At 43.5% G+C, this 16,864-nt stretch carries 13 protein-coding genes; all 13 read right to left on the bottom strand.

Annotation, left to right across the window (positions count from 1 at the left end; all coding sequences use genetic code 11):
• Nucleotides 1-834, bottom strand: a complete 834-nt coding sequence (locus PHG87_05805; GenBank protein MDD5477689.1) for an efflux RND transporter periplasmic adaptor subunit — start codon at nucleotides 832-834, stop codon at nucleotides 1-3.
• Nucleotides 835-892: 58 nt separating this feature from the next.
• On the bottom strand, nucleotides 893-2,440 hold the full coding sequence (locus PHG87_05800; GenBank protein ID MDD5477688.1) for a TolC family protein: 1,548 nt from the start codon (nucleotides 2,438-2,440) through the stop codon (nucleotides 893-895).
• Nucleotides 2,441-2,538: 98 nt separating this feature from the next.
• The gene (locus tag PHG87_05795; protein ID MDD5477687.1) at nucleotides 2,539-4,764 is read right to left on the bottom strand and encodes a heavy metal translocating P-type ATPase; all 2,226 of its coding nucleotides are present in this window, start codon (nucleotides 4,762-4,764) and stop codon (nucleotides 2,539-2,541) included.
• A gap of 18 nt (nucleotides 4,765-4,782) precedes the next feature.
• On the bottom strand, nucleotides 4,783-5,496 hold the full coding sequence (locus tag PHG87_05790) for a DUF1573 domain-containing protein (protein MDD5477686.1): 714 nt from the start codon (nucleotides 5,494-5,496) through the stop codon (nucleotides 4,783-4,785).
• A 29-nt stretch (nucleotides 5,497-5,525) separates the two neighbouring features.
• Nucleotides 5,526-5,918 (bottom strand): YHS domain-containing protein, encoded by a 393-nt coding sequence (locus PHG87_05785; protein ID MDD5477685.1) that lies wholly within the window; start codon nucleotides 5,916-5,918, stop codon nucleotides 5,526-5,528.
• A 40-nt stretch (nucleotides 5,919-5,958) separates the two neighbouring features.
• A complete protein-coding gene (locus PHG87_05780; GenBank protein ID MDD5477684.1) occupies nucleotides 5,959-7,305 on the bottom strand; it encodes an SLC13 family permease in 1,347 nt (448 codons plus the stop codon).
• A 19-nt stretch (nucleotides 7,306-7,324) separates the two neighbouring features.
• Nucleotides 7,325-10,615: a CusA/CzcA family heavy metal efflux RND transporter gene (locus tag PHG87_05775; protein ID MDD5477683.1), complete on the bottom strand. Its 3,291-nt coding sequence runs from the start codon at nucleotides 10,613-10,615 to the stop codon at nucleotides 7,325-7,327.
• A 12-nt stretch (nucleotides 10,616-10,627) separates the two neighbouring features.
• Complete coding sequence (locus PHG87_05770; GenBank protein MDD5477682.1) at nucleotides 10,628-11,827, bottom strand: efflux RND transporter periplasmic adaptor subunit; 1,200 nt, start codon at nucleotides 11,825-11,827, stop codon at nucleotides 10,628-10,630.
• On the bottom strand, nucleotides 11,817-13,097 hold the full coding sequence (locus PHG87_05765) for a TolC family protein (GenBank protein MDD5477681.1): 1,281 nt from the start codon (nucleotides 13,095-13,097) through the stop codon (nucleotides 11,817-11,819). Before PHG87_05765 ends, PHG87_05770 begins: the two co-directional genes overlap by 11 nt.
• 4 nt (nucleotides 13,098-13,101) lie before the next feature.
• A complete protein-coding gene (locus PHG87_05760; protein ID MDD5477680.1) occupies nucleotides 13,102-13,386 on the bottom strand; it encodes a metal-sensitive transcriptional regulator in 285 nt (94 codons plus the stop codon).
• Nucleotides 13,387-13,479: 93 nt separating this feature from the next.
• Nucleotides 13,480-13,836, bottom strand: a complete 357-nt coding sequence (locus tag PHG87_05755) for a response regulator (protein ID MDD5477679.1) — start codon at nucleotides 13,834-13,836, stop codon at nucleotides 13,480-13,482.
• A gap of 2 nt (nucleotides 13,837-13,838) precedes the next feature.
• Nucleotides 13,839-15,422, bottom strand: a complete 1,584-nt coding sequence (locus PHG87_05750) for a diguanylate cyclase (protein MDD5477678.1) — start codon at nucleotides 15,420-15,422, stop codon at nucleotides 13,839-13,841.
• A complete protein-coding gene (locus PHG87_05745; protein MDD5477677.1) occupies nucleotides 15,415-16,851 on the bottom strand; it encodes an ATP-binding protein in 1,437 nt (478 codons plus the stop codon). The genes PHG87_05750 and PHG87_05745 overlap by 8 nt, the downstream gene beginning before the upstream one ends.
• Nucleotides 16,852-16,864 lie beyond the last annotated feature (13 nt).

Here is a 16,864-nt window from a genome sequence, read left to right as displayed (position 1 = left end):
TTATTCGATTATATAGGCGTCTGCCGGCATCCCGGGTTTAAGCTCCAAGCTTGAATTATCCACGTCAACTTTTATTCTATAAACAAGTTTTACCCTTTCTTCCGTGGTCTGAATGGTTTTCGGCGTGAACTCCGCCTCATTTGAAATAAAAGAAACTCTTCCTTTGTATTTTTTCCCGGGATAGGTATCGGCAACAACTTCGGCTTCCTGATTAAGTTTTACTTTGCCTAAATCCGTCTCATTGATATAAGCGGTAACCCAGAGGCTGTTTAAATCAATTACGGTAAATACCGGAGCCCCAATTTGCACCACCTCGCCGGTTAAAGCGCTTTTGACCAGCACAAAACCATTAAGCGGAGAAACCAATTCCGCAAAACCTAATCTGGTTTCAGCTAATTCAAAAGAAGCGCGCAGCGCCTGCATATTCGCTTTATCCGCGGAGGCCAAAGTCTTGGCGGCATCCCTTTGTTGCATCGATATTGCTCCGGCCTTATATAAATTTTCAGCCCGTTCATAATCAAGCTTGTCCAGCGAATACTGGTATTGCGCCGCTTTCAGCGCGCCTTCGGCATTATCGCGGATTTTAGTCAGCTCATCAGTATTTAACCTGGCTACCGGCTGGCCTATTTTAACTACTTGGCCTTCATCGCTAAGCAGATCCAGAATCTGGCCCTGTACGCGAAAGGAAAGCCGGACATCATCCCCTTCGATATTGCCTGAAACTTTAATTCTTCCGCGGCTGTAATGACGCACCTGCCAAAAATAGGCAACGATACTTCCCGCGGCAAGAATAAGAATTAAAACAAATACTGCCGGTTTAATTTTTATTTTCATTACCTGCCTCCTTTGCCCACAAGGGCACACCCGCGCAATTCCTTATAAGCGCGGGGTGTTACTGAATAAAACTTAAACCCAAGACCCTGTCAAGTTCTGCTTTTGCCATAAGATAATCGTAAATTCCCTGTGAAAGATTTGTTTCCACCTGGCCCAATGAGACCTGCGCATCGAGCACATCAAGGTTCTTTGCCTCTCCGTTATCATAACTGACATTGGCAATTCTTAAGGCCTCTCTTGCTTTTCCCACATTATCCTTTTGCGAATTAATGATTGCTTCGGCCTGCTTTAAATCCAGGCAGGCCTGCCGGACACTAACGGCAATCTGATCCACCAGGTTTTCTTTAGTCAGGAGCGCCTGGCTATAGCGGGCCCGGGCAGCATCTACTTTTGCTTTTGTGGAAAAACCGTCAAATAGCGGCATGGATAAGGAAATTCCGGTATTCCAATTATTATGCCGGCGATTAAACATATTTCCTATATCATTTGAACGATAATCATAGCCTAAACTGGCGTTTACCTGCGGCAGCCATCCGGATTTTGCTATTTGTATCGACCACCGGCTGATATCTATGCCCAGGGACTTTAAAATCATTTCCGGCTTGTTCAGATAAGCCTGTTTTAAGAAATCATCCTCCTGGATTTTAAGTAAAGAATAATGCAGCTGTTTATCCGCCACCTCTAGTTCCTCTTGTTGTTTAAAAGCTAAAAGTTTTTTCAGCTCCGCTTTAATCAAATCCACCGCATTCCGGGCTTTTACCAGTTCCGGGATAAGCAAAGATGCCTGGACATCCGACTGCAGCAGGTCAAATTTCGAAGATGTCCCCTGCCCATATCTATTTTTAACATCCGTATAGTGATCCTTGGCATTATCTACCAACTCCTGAGCAATCCTCTCTGTTTCATAAGCCAGCAGCAAACCGTAATAAAGCCGCTTTGCCTCAAATTCGATATCCAGTTTTTTAGCCCGCAGGGTTTCTTTCTGGACATTCAAAGCGACTTTTGCCTGGTTAAGATTAGCGGTATTAAAACCGCCGTTATAAATTATCTGGCTTAAACTTGCTCCCAAAGAATTATCGTTCTTATATCCGGTAAATATCCCGGGATCTTTCTTACCCTGGGCCGTAGAAACGGCAACCGCTCCATTGCGCGTATAGGCGGCATCAATATCCAGATGCGGCAGGAAATTACTGGAAGCTCCCAGTATACCGGCTCCGGCGGCGGCGATCTCCTGCTCTTGTATCCGGATATCCTTGTTGTTTTTGTAGGCGATCTCTATTACCTGGCTTAAGGTAAGCGGATTTTCTGCGGCATATAAAAACGGGACAGAGAATAAGAATATAATCAAAAATATTTTAACCGATTTATCGATGATGCTCTTTAGCTCATTATAGATATAATAATTTTTGTTAATCCTGAAAAATCTTGCATTGGCCTTATATTCGCTTAAAAGCAAACCGTCCTTATAGAGATTGTTCAAAGTCCTTTGGAATACCCCGGGCTTCTTCCCCAAGAGCCGGCCGATCTGCTGAATGTAAAACTGGCTTTCGGGGTGCTTATAAAAAAGCTTGAGCAGTTTGATCGTATTCTTGTTCAGTATCTTCATATATGCTTCCTATATACTTTCTGAATACAATTATATGTAATTAGATATTATTATATACAATTTGCATATATTGTCAACAAAAAAATATAAGCCGGCCGCTACATTTTTGGCTTATATTTATTCATCAATAAGGAATTCGACACCACAGACACCGAACTAAAGGCCATCGCCGCCCCGGCCACCATCGGATTAAGCAGCAGGCCGTTAAATGGATAGAGTATTCCTGCGGCAATAGGGATCCCGATTATATTATAAAAGAATGCCCAGAAAAGATTCTGCCTTATCTTTCTCATTGCATAGCCCGATAGATCTATAGCCATTGCTACATCACGCAGGTCGTCTTTAATTAAAATAATATCTCCTGATTCAATGGCTACATCTGTACCGCTTCCGATAGCTATACCCAAATTAGCTTGAGATAAGGCCGGGGCATCATTGATTCCGTCTCCCACAAAAGCAACTTTAAAACCCTCGTTCTGTAATTTCTTAATTTCATCTAATTTGTCTTTTGGCAAAACTTCCGCTAGAACCTTTTCAATACCTATCTCTTTGGCAATTGCCACGGCAGTCCGTTTATTGTCGCCAGTGATCATAATCACATCCTTACCCATTCTCTTCAGTTTATCAATTAAGGTTTTAGAAAACTCCTTTAAAGTGTCCCTTACTGCCACTAAGCCGATAAGCCTATCATTTTTGGCAACCAAGGTTATGGTCTTTCCCTGCTTCTCTAATCTATCTAAATCCCCTGCTGCGATTTTTATATCAATTGCCCTCTCTTGCATAAGCCGGCGGTTACCCGCCAGGATCGTTTGGCCCTCTTCAATTTTACCCACCACCCCTTCGCCGGATATGGTTTCAAACTGCTGCAGCTGCGTTAAAGAGATGCCTTTTTCTTTGGCAGCGCCAACGATAGCATCGGAAAGGACATGGCCGGATGGTTTCTCCAAGGACGCGGCAAGCATTAACACCTCATCTTTATTCCCGATATAACTTACGATATCTGTAAGCTTAGGCTTACCCTCAGTAAGGGTTCCGGTTTTATCAAAAATAATTTTGTCGATTTCTGCAGCTATCTGTAAAGAGGCCGCGTTCTTGATAATTATTCCATTTTCTGCCGCTTTTCCGGTTCCCACCATAACCGCGGTGGGAGTAGCCAGACCCAGAGAACAGGGACAGGCAATAATTAACACCGCGATAAAAGTAGTTAAACCGAAAATAAAACCTTTACCTAAGAAAATCCAAATAAAGAAGGAAGCAAAAGCGATGATTAATACCATAGGCACAAAAATGGCGGCAACCTTATCCGCTAATTCCTGTATGGGGGCTTTTGACCCTTGAGCCTCTTCAACTAATTTTATGATCTGGGCCAAGGCAGTGTCTTTGCCTACCTTTGTGGCTTTGAACTTAAAAGTCCCGTATTTGTTTATCGAGCCGCCGATAACCTTGTCATTTAGTGTCTTCTCTAGGGGGATACTCTCTCCGGTGATCATCGATTCATCAATACTGGAATACCCTTCGGTAATCTTGCCGTCAACCGGGATCCTCTGCCCGGGCTTCACTACCACCGTATCTCCAACCAGCAATTCTTCAACGGGAATTTCCACTTCTTGCCCCTGACGCATCACTATCGCAGTCTTGGGGCGTAAATTCCATAAGCGCTTGATGCTTTGCGAAGTTTTCCTCTTGGTAATCGCCTCTAAATACTTGCCCAATAGAACAAAGGTAAGCAGGAATGCAGCCACCTCATAATAAAGATTTCTCATCCCAAAGGATTTATTGCCCAGCCAGATGTTAATACTGACAAATAAACTATACAGATAGGCGCTGCCTACGCCTAAAGCTACCAGTGTATCCATATTCGCCCGATGAATCCTTACCAGCGAAAAGATCCCGCGCGCAAAAAACTGATACCCGCAGATTAAGACCCCGCTTGCCAATAAGAATTGAATAAGGGCCATATTATCCATGATAGTTTTATGGATACCTAATCCTATACATGGCCCCATGGCAATATACATCAATATGCTGGATAAGGTTATCGAAAGTATAAATTTTATTTTTAGGCTCCTTACTTCCCTCTCCCTTATTTCTTTTTCTCTATCCGGGGATAGTCCGGGTAAAGAGGCCTTATATCCCGATTTTTCAACCGTTCTGATTAAATCCGCTAGCTTTAATTTTCGAGGTTCGAATTCAATATAGGCCTTCTCTGTAGCAAAATTAACCCGGGCGCTAAAAACCCCGGGAAACCTTTTTAAGGCAGCTTCGATATTACTTGCGCACGAGGCACAGTGCATACCGGTAATATTAAGAGTAATTTTTTCCATTTTTATTTTGATAAGATCTTAGTCGCTTAGTTCTGCTTCGATTCTCAGCGTACTTTCGGGATAAAGAGGGTCGTTGCTGCTGATAAAGACATCCCGGATTACCTTTCCGTTACTTATTGACGGATGGGCTAAATCAAGGATGACCTCTAATTCGCCGCCTTTATCCGCGCCAATAACCATCTGCCAGCCGGCTGGCGCTCCCTGGCTGCCGAAATAAGGGCTTTTATCTTTGCCCACGGTTAATGCGGCGGTTACGCAGCTGCAGGAAACTTTTATATTTTCAATAGCCAGATCCGAATTGCCCCGGTTAAACAACTTGATATTTTTAGTAAGTTTTCCCTGCTTTTTGCTTACTTTACCGAAATTAAAAGAAGAGTCCTCTAAAACTATCTGCGGCCGTTTTTCACCAGTCTCCTTAACCAGCCTTTTCTCTACAACCTGCCTGATCTGTTCATCCAGTATCGTATTCAGAGTAAATTTTTTTGCCACTCTGTAAAAAATTTCATCCTTACTTATGCCTGTCTCTATAAGCGCATCGATATAGGCCTTCATTTCCCTGGCATCAGGACAATCGCATTGAGCAAGGGTCATCGTCGGGCAGCGCTTATCCCTGAGTTTAGGATAAATTTCCGCCTTTAAATCGGTGGCGCTCTGGGCCAATCCTATATGCGAAAAAAATGTTAAACAAAAAAATAAAAAAATAACCAAATATCTTCTAGGATAAATCTGCATCTAAAACTCCCTTCTTATGATTTAAATTTTCAATGCTGATGGCCTTGATGCATTCCCTGTAATTCCTGCTCTACTTTTTTGATGTATTTCTGCGGATCTTTTTTGAAATCCTCGATACAGGCGGCACAACAGAAATTATAAATTTTCCCTTTATATTCATAGGTTGCTGATTGCATTCCTCCCTGGCTAACCTTTTCTCCGGAAACCGGGCAAATTTTATTACCCACATTGACAGCCTCCTGAGGCAGGTCTTGAGCTGAAACCTCCTGCTTGGCCATCGTTTCATGATTATGCTCGCTGCTACTTGTCTGAGCAACCTGCATATGTTCGCTATGCTCTCCACAGTTCATCGCCAAAGATAATCTACTCATTCCAAAAACAAACGTCCCCATAATCAAAAACAAAAATATTGCCTTAACCATTTTAGCTCTCCTTTCACTTTTGTTAATACCTATACCGCCATTAAAAAAACTTTAAGTGTAATTTAAGTAAAATACCTAGATAACTTACGGCAAGCGCCGCCAAACCCTGCGGAAGCGCTAATTTTAACCACCTCCCCCAGCCGACTTTAATCTCATTTTTTTCTAAAGAAGAATACGCCACCACATTTGCCGAGGCGCCTATGGGGGTAAGATTGCCTCCTAAATCCACACCCAGGCTGGTTGCCCAAACCATAATACCGGCCCCCGGGATTATTTTTGCAGCCACGCTCTGTTTTATTATATAAGTCATGGCCATGGCCAAAGGCACATTATCCACAAACGCCGAAATTATCGCTGAACCCCAAAAGGTCGAACTTATAAAACCCAGGGGAGTTTTAAATATTTCGCCAAGAAAGTTTGCCGCCATCTGGATAATGAATCTTTTCTCTAAAGCGCCGATAATGATAAACAAACCAATAAAAAACATAATGGTTTCAGCATCAATCCGGCGCATAAAATGGTGTTTATAAATCCTTTTTCCGCCAAAGGTAAGAATGAGGAATGCCGGAAGCAGCGAAGAAGTCGAAACATACATCGGAATACCGAATTTTTCAAATAAGGGCCTGCCGATAAGAAAAATCAATGCCACGGCCATTCCGATCAAGCCGATTTTAAGCAGAAACTTATCTTTTATCTGGGAACGCGGCTGGATATTTTTTATTCCCTCTAAATCTGCCTCGGGGTGCAACTGTGAAAATGCTTTTTTATTCATCAAAAAACTCACGCCTATGGCAACCAGGGCAGAAAGTACAGCTATGGGCCCGTTGTGAACGAGAAAATCATTGAAATTAAAACCGAGCACTGTCCCTAAGATGACATTCGGAGGATCTCCGACCAGGGTAGCCGCCCCGCCGATATTGGCCAACACTACCTCGCTTATTACTACCGGCACAGGATCGAATTTAAGCAATCTGCTCAACTCAAAAGTAACTACCGTCAAAAAAACCATGACGGTTATGGAATTAATAAACGCGGATAATCCAAAGGACAATAGAGGAAAAAATATGAGTATTTTAATCGGCTGGTAATTGAGCTTTCCGGCCAGAACCAATGCTACCCAACGGAAAAAACCCGCTTCAACAAGTATCTCTACAAGCAGGAACATCCCCAGCAAAAAACCGATCGTTTCCCAACTTACCGTGTTTATGGCTTCCTTGACATCAAAAACGCCCAAAGCAACAACCAGGACTGCCCCGCATAGCGCCAGGTACATTCGGGGGATTTTTTCCCAAATTATCAGGCCGAATATGAAAATAAAGGTCAAGAAGGTAAGGAAGCATACAAAATTCATCGCATGCATGCCATTTTGCGTGTGCACCATTATCATTTAGCCTGCTCCCCTTTTTCTAATGTCTGCGTAATTCCGGTATCGGTAATTTACTTACGTCTACCGTGCCATATTTCATTTCAAAGCGCCATTTCCAAATCAAATAAATCGGAGGGTAGACTAATAATTCAAGAATAAAACTTGTAAATACCCCTCCGATCATCGGCGCGGCAATGCGTTTCATCATATCGCTGCCGGTACCCATAGAATACATTATCGGAATTAAACCCATGAACATCGCCATCACGGTCATCATCTTCGGCCGGATACGCTTTACCGCGCCATGGATAATTGCCTCTTTTAAATCTTCAAAAGTTTTCATTCTTCCCTGCCTGACCATATCGTAGTAAGAAAGATCCAAGAACAACAGCATAAACACCCCGGTTTCCGCGTCTAAACCCATCAAGGCGATCATCCCGACCCAGACGGCAATGGAAATATTGTATTTTAGAATATAGAGAAACCATACCGCTCCGATCAATGAAAACGGAACGGCTAACATAACAATGCCCGCTTTTACCGGCGATTTTGTGTTCATATAAAGCAAGACAAAGATTATGAATATAGTAATGGGTATTACCAGCTTTAATCTTTCCCTGACTCTGAGCATATTTTCGTACTGCCCGCTCCAGACAATCGAATACCCCGTAGGTATTTGCAGTTCTTTTTGCACTATCTTTTTTGCCTCAGTTACATAACTGCCAACATCCCGCCCGGCGATATCCACATACACGTAACCGGAGAGCATCCCGTTTTCATCCCTGATCATTGCCGGCCCTAATGCCAGATGGATATCGGCTAACTCTTCCAACGGAATCTGCGCCCCGGACATTGTGGATACCAATACCCTGCGCAGTTTCGGCAAGTCATCCCGAAGTTCCCGGGCATAGCGCACATTCACCGTATACCTTTCTCTGCCTTCTACGGTGGTAGTAACCGGTTCACCGCCGATAGCCGACATGATCACCATCTCCACTTCTTTTATACTCAAGCCGTAGCGGGCGATCTGATCGCGCTTAATGTCAAAATCCACGAAATATCCGCCGGTAACCCGCTCGGCGTAAATACTGCGTGTGCCTTTAACCCCCTTCATAATCATTTCCAAATGCGTGCCGATCTTCTCTATCTCTTTTAAATCCGCCCCATAAACCTTGATTCCTATGGGCGTGCGCACTCCCGTAGATAACATATCAATTCTGGCCTTAATCGGCATCGTCCAGGCATTACTGACCCCGGGAAATTGCATTTTTTTATCTAACTCATTGATTATATCTTCCCAGGTAATCCTATCGCGCCAAATCGGCCGCAATGGCCCCTGTAAACCTGCGGGCATCCAGGAATACCAACGGTGTACCTTACGCCACTGGCTTTCCGGTTTTAACACAATGGTGGTTTCCATCATTGAAAATGGCGCCGGATCAGTCGAGGTTTCGGCGCGGCCGGCCTTTCCAAACACCCGCTCAACTTCAGGAACAGTTTTTATAATTTTATCCATCGTCTGAAGGAGCCTTTGCGTTTCAGTCACTGAGATACCCGGTAAAGTAGTCGGCATATAAAGGATTGTCCCCTCATTAAGCGGAGGCATAAATTCCGAACCTAATTGCAAATAAACGGGTATGGTCGCAAGAATCAATATAGCCGCAGCGATTAATGTGGTTTTACGGTGTTTAAGCACGAAATTACATACAGGCTCATAAAATCTAAATAAAATTTTGCTTACCGGATGTTTTTCTTCAGGATAATACCTGCCTACTGTAATCGTATTGAATATGTTGGAGAACCATCTGGGCCGGAAATGTTTATAATCCATTCTGGTAAACAACATCCGCATCGCCGGATCGAGTGTTATCGCTAATATGGCGGCAATGGCCATGGCAAAATTTTTGCTAAACGCCAGGGGTTTAAATAACCTTCCCTCCTGATCAACCAGCGTAAATACCGGTAAAAACGCGACCGCAATAACCAAAAGTGAGAAAAATACGGAAGGCCCGACTTCCTTTAACGCGTTGAGCCTCACTATATGATAATCGCCTTTACGGCCCCCTGCTTCCCATAACTGCAATTTTTTATAAGCGTTTTCCACTTCAACAATCGCTCCATCAACAAGCACGCCTATAGAAATCGCTATGCCCGAAAGAGACATAATGTTTGAAGTTAATTTCAATCCAAACAGCGGAATGAACGACAAAAGTACCGCTATCGGAATGGTGACAATCGGGATAATTGCCGAAGGGAAATGCCATAAGAAAAGAAGGATAACAAAACTGACGATGATCATTTCCTCAATTAACTGATGCTTTAATGTTTCAATGGAACGTTTTATCAGCTCCGAACGGTCATAGGTAGTAATGATCTGGACACCCTTGGGTAAGGAAGGTTTAATCTCTTCGATCTTTTCTTTAACATTATTAATAACATTGAGCGCGTTCTCACCGTAACGCATTATCACGATACCGCCGACCGTATCGCCTTGCCCATCCAGATCCGCGACCCCCCGGCGTATTTCCGGGCCCATTACTACCTGAGCCACATTCTTAACTAAAATCGGGGTGCCGGACAGATCATTTCCTAAAACAACATTTTCAATGTCTTTTACGGATTTAGCATAGCCTCTGCCCCTGACCATATATTCGGTCCCGGAAAATTCCACTAAACGGCCGCCTATGTCATTATTACCGTCTCGAATGGCGTCCAAAACTTTCACCAAAGGAATCTTATACGCCAACAAGGCATTCGGATTAATATTGACCTGATACTGTTTCTGAAATCCGCCTAGCGAAGCCACTTCCGCCACACCCGGAACACTCTGCAGCCAATAACGCAAATACCAGTCCTGGAAAGTGCGCAGCTGCGCCAGGTTATTTTTTCCGCTCTTATCGACCAGGGCGTATTGATACACCCAGCCTACACCGGTTGCGTCCGGCCCAATTTCCGTGCGCACGCCTTCCGGTAATTTCGGTATAATTTTACTTAAATATTCAAGCACACGGCTGCGCGCCCAATATATATCCGTCCCATCTTTAAAAATAATGTACACGTAAGAAAACCCGAAATCAGAAAAGCCGCGGATGGCTTTGACTTTAGGCGCTCCGAGCATTGCGGTCACTATAGGATAGGTTACCTGATCCTCGATGATATCGGGAGAACGGTCCCAACGGGAATAAATTATGACTTGAGTGTCGGAAAGATCCGGAATCGCGTCCAACGGTATATTCTTAATGCAATAAACCGCCACCACCATCGCCACAATAGCCAAAATGATAATGATATATTTATTTTTTGCCGAAAATTCAATTATCTTTTCAATCATCTTATTTTCTCATTATTCCCCGTGTTTATGAGTGGCGCCCTGGGTGGCGCCTTTTAATTTACTCTCAGAATCCACCAGGAAATTTCCACTGGTAACTACCTGGTCCCCTTCAACTAATCCTTTAAGTACCGTATAATAGCCTTGAGCTTTCTGGCCCAAGGTGACGTCGCGCTGCTCCAGCATATCCGCGTCTTTGGCAAGGTAAACAATCTTTCTTGCGCCCGTATCCAGAACAGCGGTTTCAGGAACGGCAAGGACTTCTCCGAGGTCCACATTAATCTTAACATTAACGAACATTTCGGGCTTAAGTTTATTGTCAGAATTATCCACTTCCGCCCTTACCTGTATAGAGCGGGTCATTGAATCCAACACCGGTGTTATCGCGGAAATTTTTCCGTTAAATATTTCTCCCGGGAAAGCAATCGCTTCTATCTCAACCGGTAATCCCATTTTAATAAAACCTGCTTCATACTCGTAGATGGTTATATACACCCAGACTGTATTTTCTGTTGTCGGTAAATAAAGGTTGCCTTGAGGCTTATTTTGTTTAGCTAACTCTTCAATCTGTACCTTGTCCATCCCCAATAATAAGAGTTTTCGTTTTGCTGCTTCTAACAAGGATTTACCCTGGGCTGCAATAGAAGAACCTGACAATTCGCCTTGCGTTTTTAATGCCTGCAGAAATTCCTCTTGCGCTATATACAGAGCCGGATCATAAGCTACCTTGCCTACTGTAAGAATTTGCTGGGTAAGCTCTCTTTTTTGGATCTTCTCTTTGGTTACCCCGATAAGCTGCTGTTTCTCCGGGCTCATGTAAATCCCAGAGTTTCCGGAAGCTTCTTCCTCATATACCGGAACATAATCCATACCCATTGAATCTTTCATGGGTACAGGCGAAGTAACTTCTGGATTCATGGGATTGCGGTAATAAAGCAACTTGCGTTCTTTTTTTGACGCGGCACTATGGTTTTGATTTTCGGATTTTTCTTTTTTGACTAATTTCATTCCACAGATAGGGCAATCTCCCGGCCTCCCAGAAGTATAAGCAGGATGCATCGGGCAATAATATATATCTTTTTCCGCGCTTACCGATCCGGTTACGGATTGCTTTCCTAAAATACGGTAATGCCTAACAAAAAACAATGTAATCACCACTAACAATACGGCAATAAGCGAAAACAAAGCGATGACTAAAACATTTTTATTTCTCATTTTTCACCTCGGATTTTTCGGTAAAACTCAAGCCTACGGAGCGTTCCAGGTCGGCCAAAGCCATATTGTATTCAACCAGCGCTTTATAATAGTCCATTTTGGTCTCGATAAGCATTCTTTGGGTATCGATAAGCGCCATAAAATCACTTCTTCCGGAACGAAACGAAGCCAAAGACACTTCAAAAGAATTCTCTAATATCGGTATAAGGTCGGTTTTATAGAGTTTTATTTTATTTTTGGCGATCTCTATTTTTGCGGCTAAATCCTTAACTTCGGCAAACGCCTTATTCTGCATTGCCTTATATGCCTCCTCTGCTTCTTCTAAATTAGCGATCGCTTCTTTTACTTGATAACGTTGTTTTGTCCAGAACCATAACGGCACTGTAAATGCCAACATTAAATCCCAGGGGCCGATGGTTCCCGTAGTAAAACCCCGCTCCGTAATTTGGGCCAATAAATCCGGAAAGAAGCTTCGTTTTGCCAGAGACTTGGCGTATTTATTTCTTTCTATAGCTGATGCGAAAATAAGCAATTCCGGCTGGTTAAGCAAAACAGCTTGATACAAGGCGCGGATGTCTTTAGCAAAGGAAACATCCTGGCTTAATTCCGGAATTCCTAATGGCCCTTGCGGATCCCTGTTTAATAAGGTATTCAGGATTGTTTGTTTGGCAAGCTTGCCCTCTTGCAGGTTTTTGATTTTGTTTTTAAGGCTGGCTGCCTCCGAATGCAGCTTATAAATTTCCTCCTGAGGCATACCGCCAACCGCATATTTTGCTTCGGCAACTTTGATCAGGCCTTCTAACAATACCAGGCTTTCCTGATTCAATCCAATCTCCTTATAGTCCATAAATAAATCGTAATAAGCATTTTTGATTTGATTGATTACTTCCAATTCCTTATTTTTATATTCAGCGGCAAACATCCGGGATTCAACCACGGAAATTTTCCCTTTCAGGGACAATTTGCCAAAGAGGGGCAAAAATTGAGAGAGAGAGAGCATCCTGTCTTCAGGCATTGTTTTGCTTAATTGAAAAGGGCTGCCGCGTGTTTTTTCGAAAGTAAAACTTAATACCGGGTCATCCAAAGACTTTGACAGCGGTATGCGGGCGTTGGAAGCTTCCCAGCGTTTCTTGGCGGCTAAAATATCCGGATTATTTTTTCTGGCTTCTTCGATTAAAGGATCCAAGGACAGCCGGTCCAAGGGATAAGCAAAGCCGCTATTGAATACGCATACGCCAACCAAAATTAGGGCCAAAGTCTTTTTAAGCATACGCCTAAGCCGCCTTCCTGAACCTGGAAATAAGTTTTACGATTTCATTGATTTTCTTTTGCTTTTCGCTTTCTGATTTTCCCTTTAAGGCGCTCACCACACAGCCGTCAATATGTTTCTTAAATATCTCATCTTCTACTCTGTGCAGCGCCCCGACAATGGAATGAATCTGGGTAATTATATCCACACAGTAGCGTTTTTCTTCAATCATCTTTTGTATGCCGCGGACCTGCCCTTCGATTTTTTTCAAAAATTCCAATTGTCCTTCATGGGTAGTTGACTGTTCCATCTTCTGTGTCTCCTTTCCAAATCAATAATACCATACCCCCCTACCCTTGTCAAGTTGTTTAAAAAAAAAATACCCACCCCGCAGGCGGAGAAATTATAACAATTCCTCGATGGCCTTTAATAAATCTTCCAGGGTATTACCTTTTAACAGAAACCTGTCCGCGGCCTGGGCGTAGATCGAATTTTCATATCTTTGAAATCCGGTATAAATTATAATCTTGGACTTGGGAGAAACGGTCTTAATGCTAAAAATAGTTTCAGTTCCGTCCTTCTCGGGCATCATTAGGTCCAGGATTACAATCTCCGGTGATTTCTTCTTTAAATAATCATACAACTCGTAACCGTTATTGACTGTTTCGACAAAATACCCCTTTTCGCTCAAGATGTCCTTGAGGGTTTCGCGAATACTCTGGTTATCATCAGCAATGACTATAGCGATCTCTTTTTGCATGATTACTTAGGCCCTCTGCTTTTAGATTTTGATATTTCCAGGAATATCTTAACTATCTCCGGATCAAATTGCGTGCCGGCGCCTTCCTGAATAATCTTTAGCGCTTCTCTTTTGCTATAAGCCTTGCGATACGGCCGGTCCGAAACCAGCGCCTGATAAACATCAGCCACCGCGATAATCCTTGCTCCCAGGAGTATATCTTTGCCCTTAAGGCCGCTGGAGTATCCCAGGCCGTCAAACCTCTCATGGTGATGAAGGACTATTGGGACCACTGCGCTCAAAAAATGCACGCTCCTGATAATCTCGGCCCCAATCTGAGGATGGGCCCTTATTTTCTTTAGTTCATTTTCATTGAGTTTCCCTTTTTTGTGCAGGATTTTATCGGGAATGCCGATCTTGCCTAAATCATGCAATATCGCCGCGTGTTTGAGGTTTTCCAGTTCCTTCTCGGAAATGTTGAGCTTTTTACCGATCTCAACGGCTATAGAAACCATATTTTCACCGTGCTCACTGGTGTAATAATCTTTGGCTTCGATGGTCTTGGCAAAAGCGTAAATGGATTCCAGTAAAGTCTGGTTGACCCTGCCTTCCATCTTAAGCAGCTTCTCCTTCATCTGTTCTACGCTCTCTTTTTCACCTTTGTTTGCGCCGTTATTTGCCTGCTTTTCGGTCATCTCCGCCAATGTCGCTAACCTGTTGCCGCCGGCCTCTTTTGCCGTGCGCAGCGTCTTATCTGCCAAATCCGTAAGGGCCATCTCCGTATCCACGCCGTCCTCCGGGAAACTGACCAGCCCCATGCTTATCTTTAATTTTATTTTCTGGCCCTGGGGATCAAATACATGTCCGACTAATTTTTCCAGCAGCCTGTTGCCGAAAATAACGGCGCCCGTTTTATTGGTATCGGGTAAAAGAGCAAGAAACTCCTCGCCGCCGTAACGGACAACTATATCGTTGGTCCTGGAAGCATCCCTTAAACATTGCCCGAACTCCTTCAGGATCAGGTCTCCGTATTGATGCCCATATATGTCATTTATGGATTTAAAATAATCTATATCGATCATTATTACCGAAAGCGGCAGCACATATCTATGCGCCCTTTTAAATTCCGACGACAGCCTTTCCTCCAGGTACCGGTAATTGTAAAGTCCGGTAAGAGGATCTTTAACGCTAAGCTCTTTGAGTCTGTTCAACAGGTCTTTATTGCTTAACATAAGCTCCTGCCCCTGGATCGCTTTTTTGATGGTTATCTTCAACTCATCTATATTAAGAGGCTTCTGCATATAGCTAAACGCCCCTTCGTTCAAAGCGGCGATAGCGTTCTCCGCAGAAGCATACCCGGTAAACACTATGACGGCAGTATCGCTGTTGGATGCCTTTAACTCTTTCAACAAATCCAATCCCGAACCGTTGGGAAACTTAAGATCAAGCAAAACGACGTTATAAAATTCTTTCGCCAGGTCCTCTTTTGCGGGGGCGATATTTCCCGCCGTGGCTATCTCATAGCCCTCTTCGCTTAATATATCTTTCAAAGATTCGCATATATTAGGGTCATCATCGATAATCAATATCCGGATGTCTTTATACATTTTTACTTTCTCCTATCGGCAGCCTTATCATAACAGCAGTCCCTTTGCCGGTTTTACTGGCGATTTCGATAGTACCATGATGTGCCTCGATAATAATTTTAGAAATTACCAGCCCTAACCCCATGCCCCCGGCTTTGGTGGAAGAGAAGGGGACAAAGATCGTTTTCATATCCTCTTCTTTTATTCCGGAACCGGTATCTTCAAAGATAATGTCCACATAGCCGCCTGAACTGCTTGCCTCCACTGTCAACCTGCCTTTCTTAGCCATCGCCTGCAGGGAATTTAAAATTATATTGTTGAAGACGCTCCAAAGTTGTATCCTGTCTGCCCGCACCGGACCCAGCCCCTTTTCTATCTTAGTGACAACCTCGATCGTATCAGGTATTTTAAGTTTCTTAATGCTTCTGGATAAAAAATCTTCCAGGTCGATAGGTTCAAACTCCGGAGCCTTATTCCTGGCAAAACTTGCGATATTATCGATTAATCTTTCGGTGTCGGCGATCTCTTCATCTAACATCTTGAGATGTTTTTTTACGTTTTCATCCCCATTTTGTAATTTCATCTGAAGGAAATAAACCGTGTTCTTCATAGCGCATAATTCATTTTTAAATTCATGCCCCATTATGCCGGAAAACCTGCCTAAAGCGGCGAGGCTTTCGGAACGGACCAGTTTTTCTTTTGCCATGGTGAGCTCTTCCAGATCGGCCTTGAGCTTATGGATGATCTCCCGGTTAAAAATCCCGAGAATATACCAGCAGGCCCACGCCAAAACAATGGCACAAAGAGCACGGAAGGACTGTACCGGAATACCAAAGAGGCTTAAGAAAGAGGCGTTGTTTATGGCCGAAGCAGGAAAAAAATCCGCTTTTGGAACAATGAGTCCGCCCAAGATACCATAAATACCTATCGAAGAGGCGGCTATAAGGAAATACTTCCGGGCCTTAAACGGCTCTAACTCAGCTTCATTCTTTCGATAGTACGCCATGAAACCTAAAGCCGTTAATACCCCTCCGGGAAAGCATAAAAAATAGCGGGGCCAGATGGTATGTTCTCCTAAGGCGAAGAGAAATATAAAAACAAGTACAGAGATAGCCAGCGTAATCCATTTGCTGAAAAATCTCTTGTTAAAACTCAAGCAGAAAAGACGGCGCCCAAACTCAAATAAAAAAATAAACGAGACGGTTAAAACCACCGCCCGCGTCAGGCCCCACATATGCAAATCCTGCGCCCTGATTATGGTAAACATATCCAGCCATTCATTTATGCCGTGGATTAACCCAAAAGCCCCCAATATCCAGATTATACCGGCCAGTTTAAAGGCACTCTTATGGCGCGGCTGCAGAAAAATCGCTGTCCCCATGGCAAAAAAAGCCAACCCGTAAACAAAAAAGACAATGTCTAAGTTTTTTATTAAAAACTCCGTCAGCATCTCCTACCTCAAC

Source organism: Candidatus Omnitrophota bacterium, from assembly GCA_028716245.1.
Lineage (GTDB): Bacteria > Omnitrophota > Gorgyraeia > Gygaellales > Profunditerraquicolaceae > UBA6249.
Note: the sequence above shows the minus strand (reverse complement) of the source record. Positions and strands in the feature narration are given on the sequence as shown.

Coding starts and splice junctions, on each gene's coding strand:
- PHG87_05745 (MDD5477677.1), bottom strand. CDS start 16,851: ATGCTGACGGAGTTTTTAATAAAAAACTTAGACATTGTCTTTTTTGTT.
- PHG87_05790 (MDD5477686.1), bottom strand. CDS start 5,496: ATGCAGATTTATCCTAGAAGATATTTGGTTATTTTTTTATTTTTTTGT.
- PHG87_05770 (MDD5477682.1), bottom strand. CDS start 11,827: ATGAGAAATAAAAATGTTTTAGTCATCGCTTTGTTTTCGCTTATTGCC.
- PHG87_05750 (MDD5477678.1), bottom strand. CDS start 15,422: ATGTATAAAGACATCCGGATATTGATTATCGATGATGACCCTAATATA.
- PHG87_05805 (MDD5477689.1), bottom strand. CDS start 834: ATGAAAATAAAAATTAAACCGGCAGTATTTGTTTTAATTCTTATTCTT.
- PHG87_05765 (MDD5477681.1), bottom strand. CDS start 13,097: ATGCTTAAAAAGACTTTGGCCCTAATTTTGGTTGGCGTATGCGTATTC.
- PHG87_05785 (MDD5477685.1), bottom strand. CDS start 5,918: ATGGTTAAGGCAATATTTTTGTTTTTGATTATGGGGACGTTTGTTTTT.
- PHG87_05775 (MDD5477683.1), bottom strand. CDS start 10,615: ATGATTGAAAAGATAATTGAATTTTCGGCAAAAAATAAATATATCATT.
- PHG87_05760 (MDD5477680.1), bottom strand. CDS start 13,386: ATGGAACAGTCAACTACCCATGAAGGACAATTGGAATTTTTGAAAAAA.
- PHG87_05780 (MDD5477684.1), bottom strand. CDS start 7,305: ATGATAATGGTGCACACGCAAAATGGCATGCATGCGATGAATTTTGTA.
- PHG87_05800 (MDD5477688.1), bottom strand. CDS start 2,440: ATGAAGATACTGAACAAGAATACGATCAAACTGCTCAAGCTTTTTTAT.
- PHG87_05795 (MDD5477687.1), bottom strand. CDS start 4,764: ATGGAAAAAATTACTCTTAATATTACCGGTATGCACTGTGCCTCGTGC.
- PHG87_05755 (MDD5477679.1), bottom strand. CDS start 13,836: ATGCAAAAAGAGATCGCTATAGTCATTGCTGATGATAACCAGAGTATT.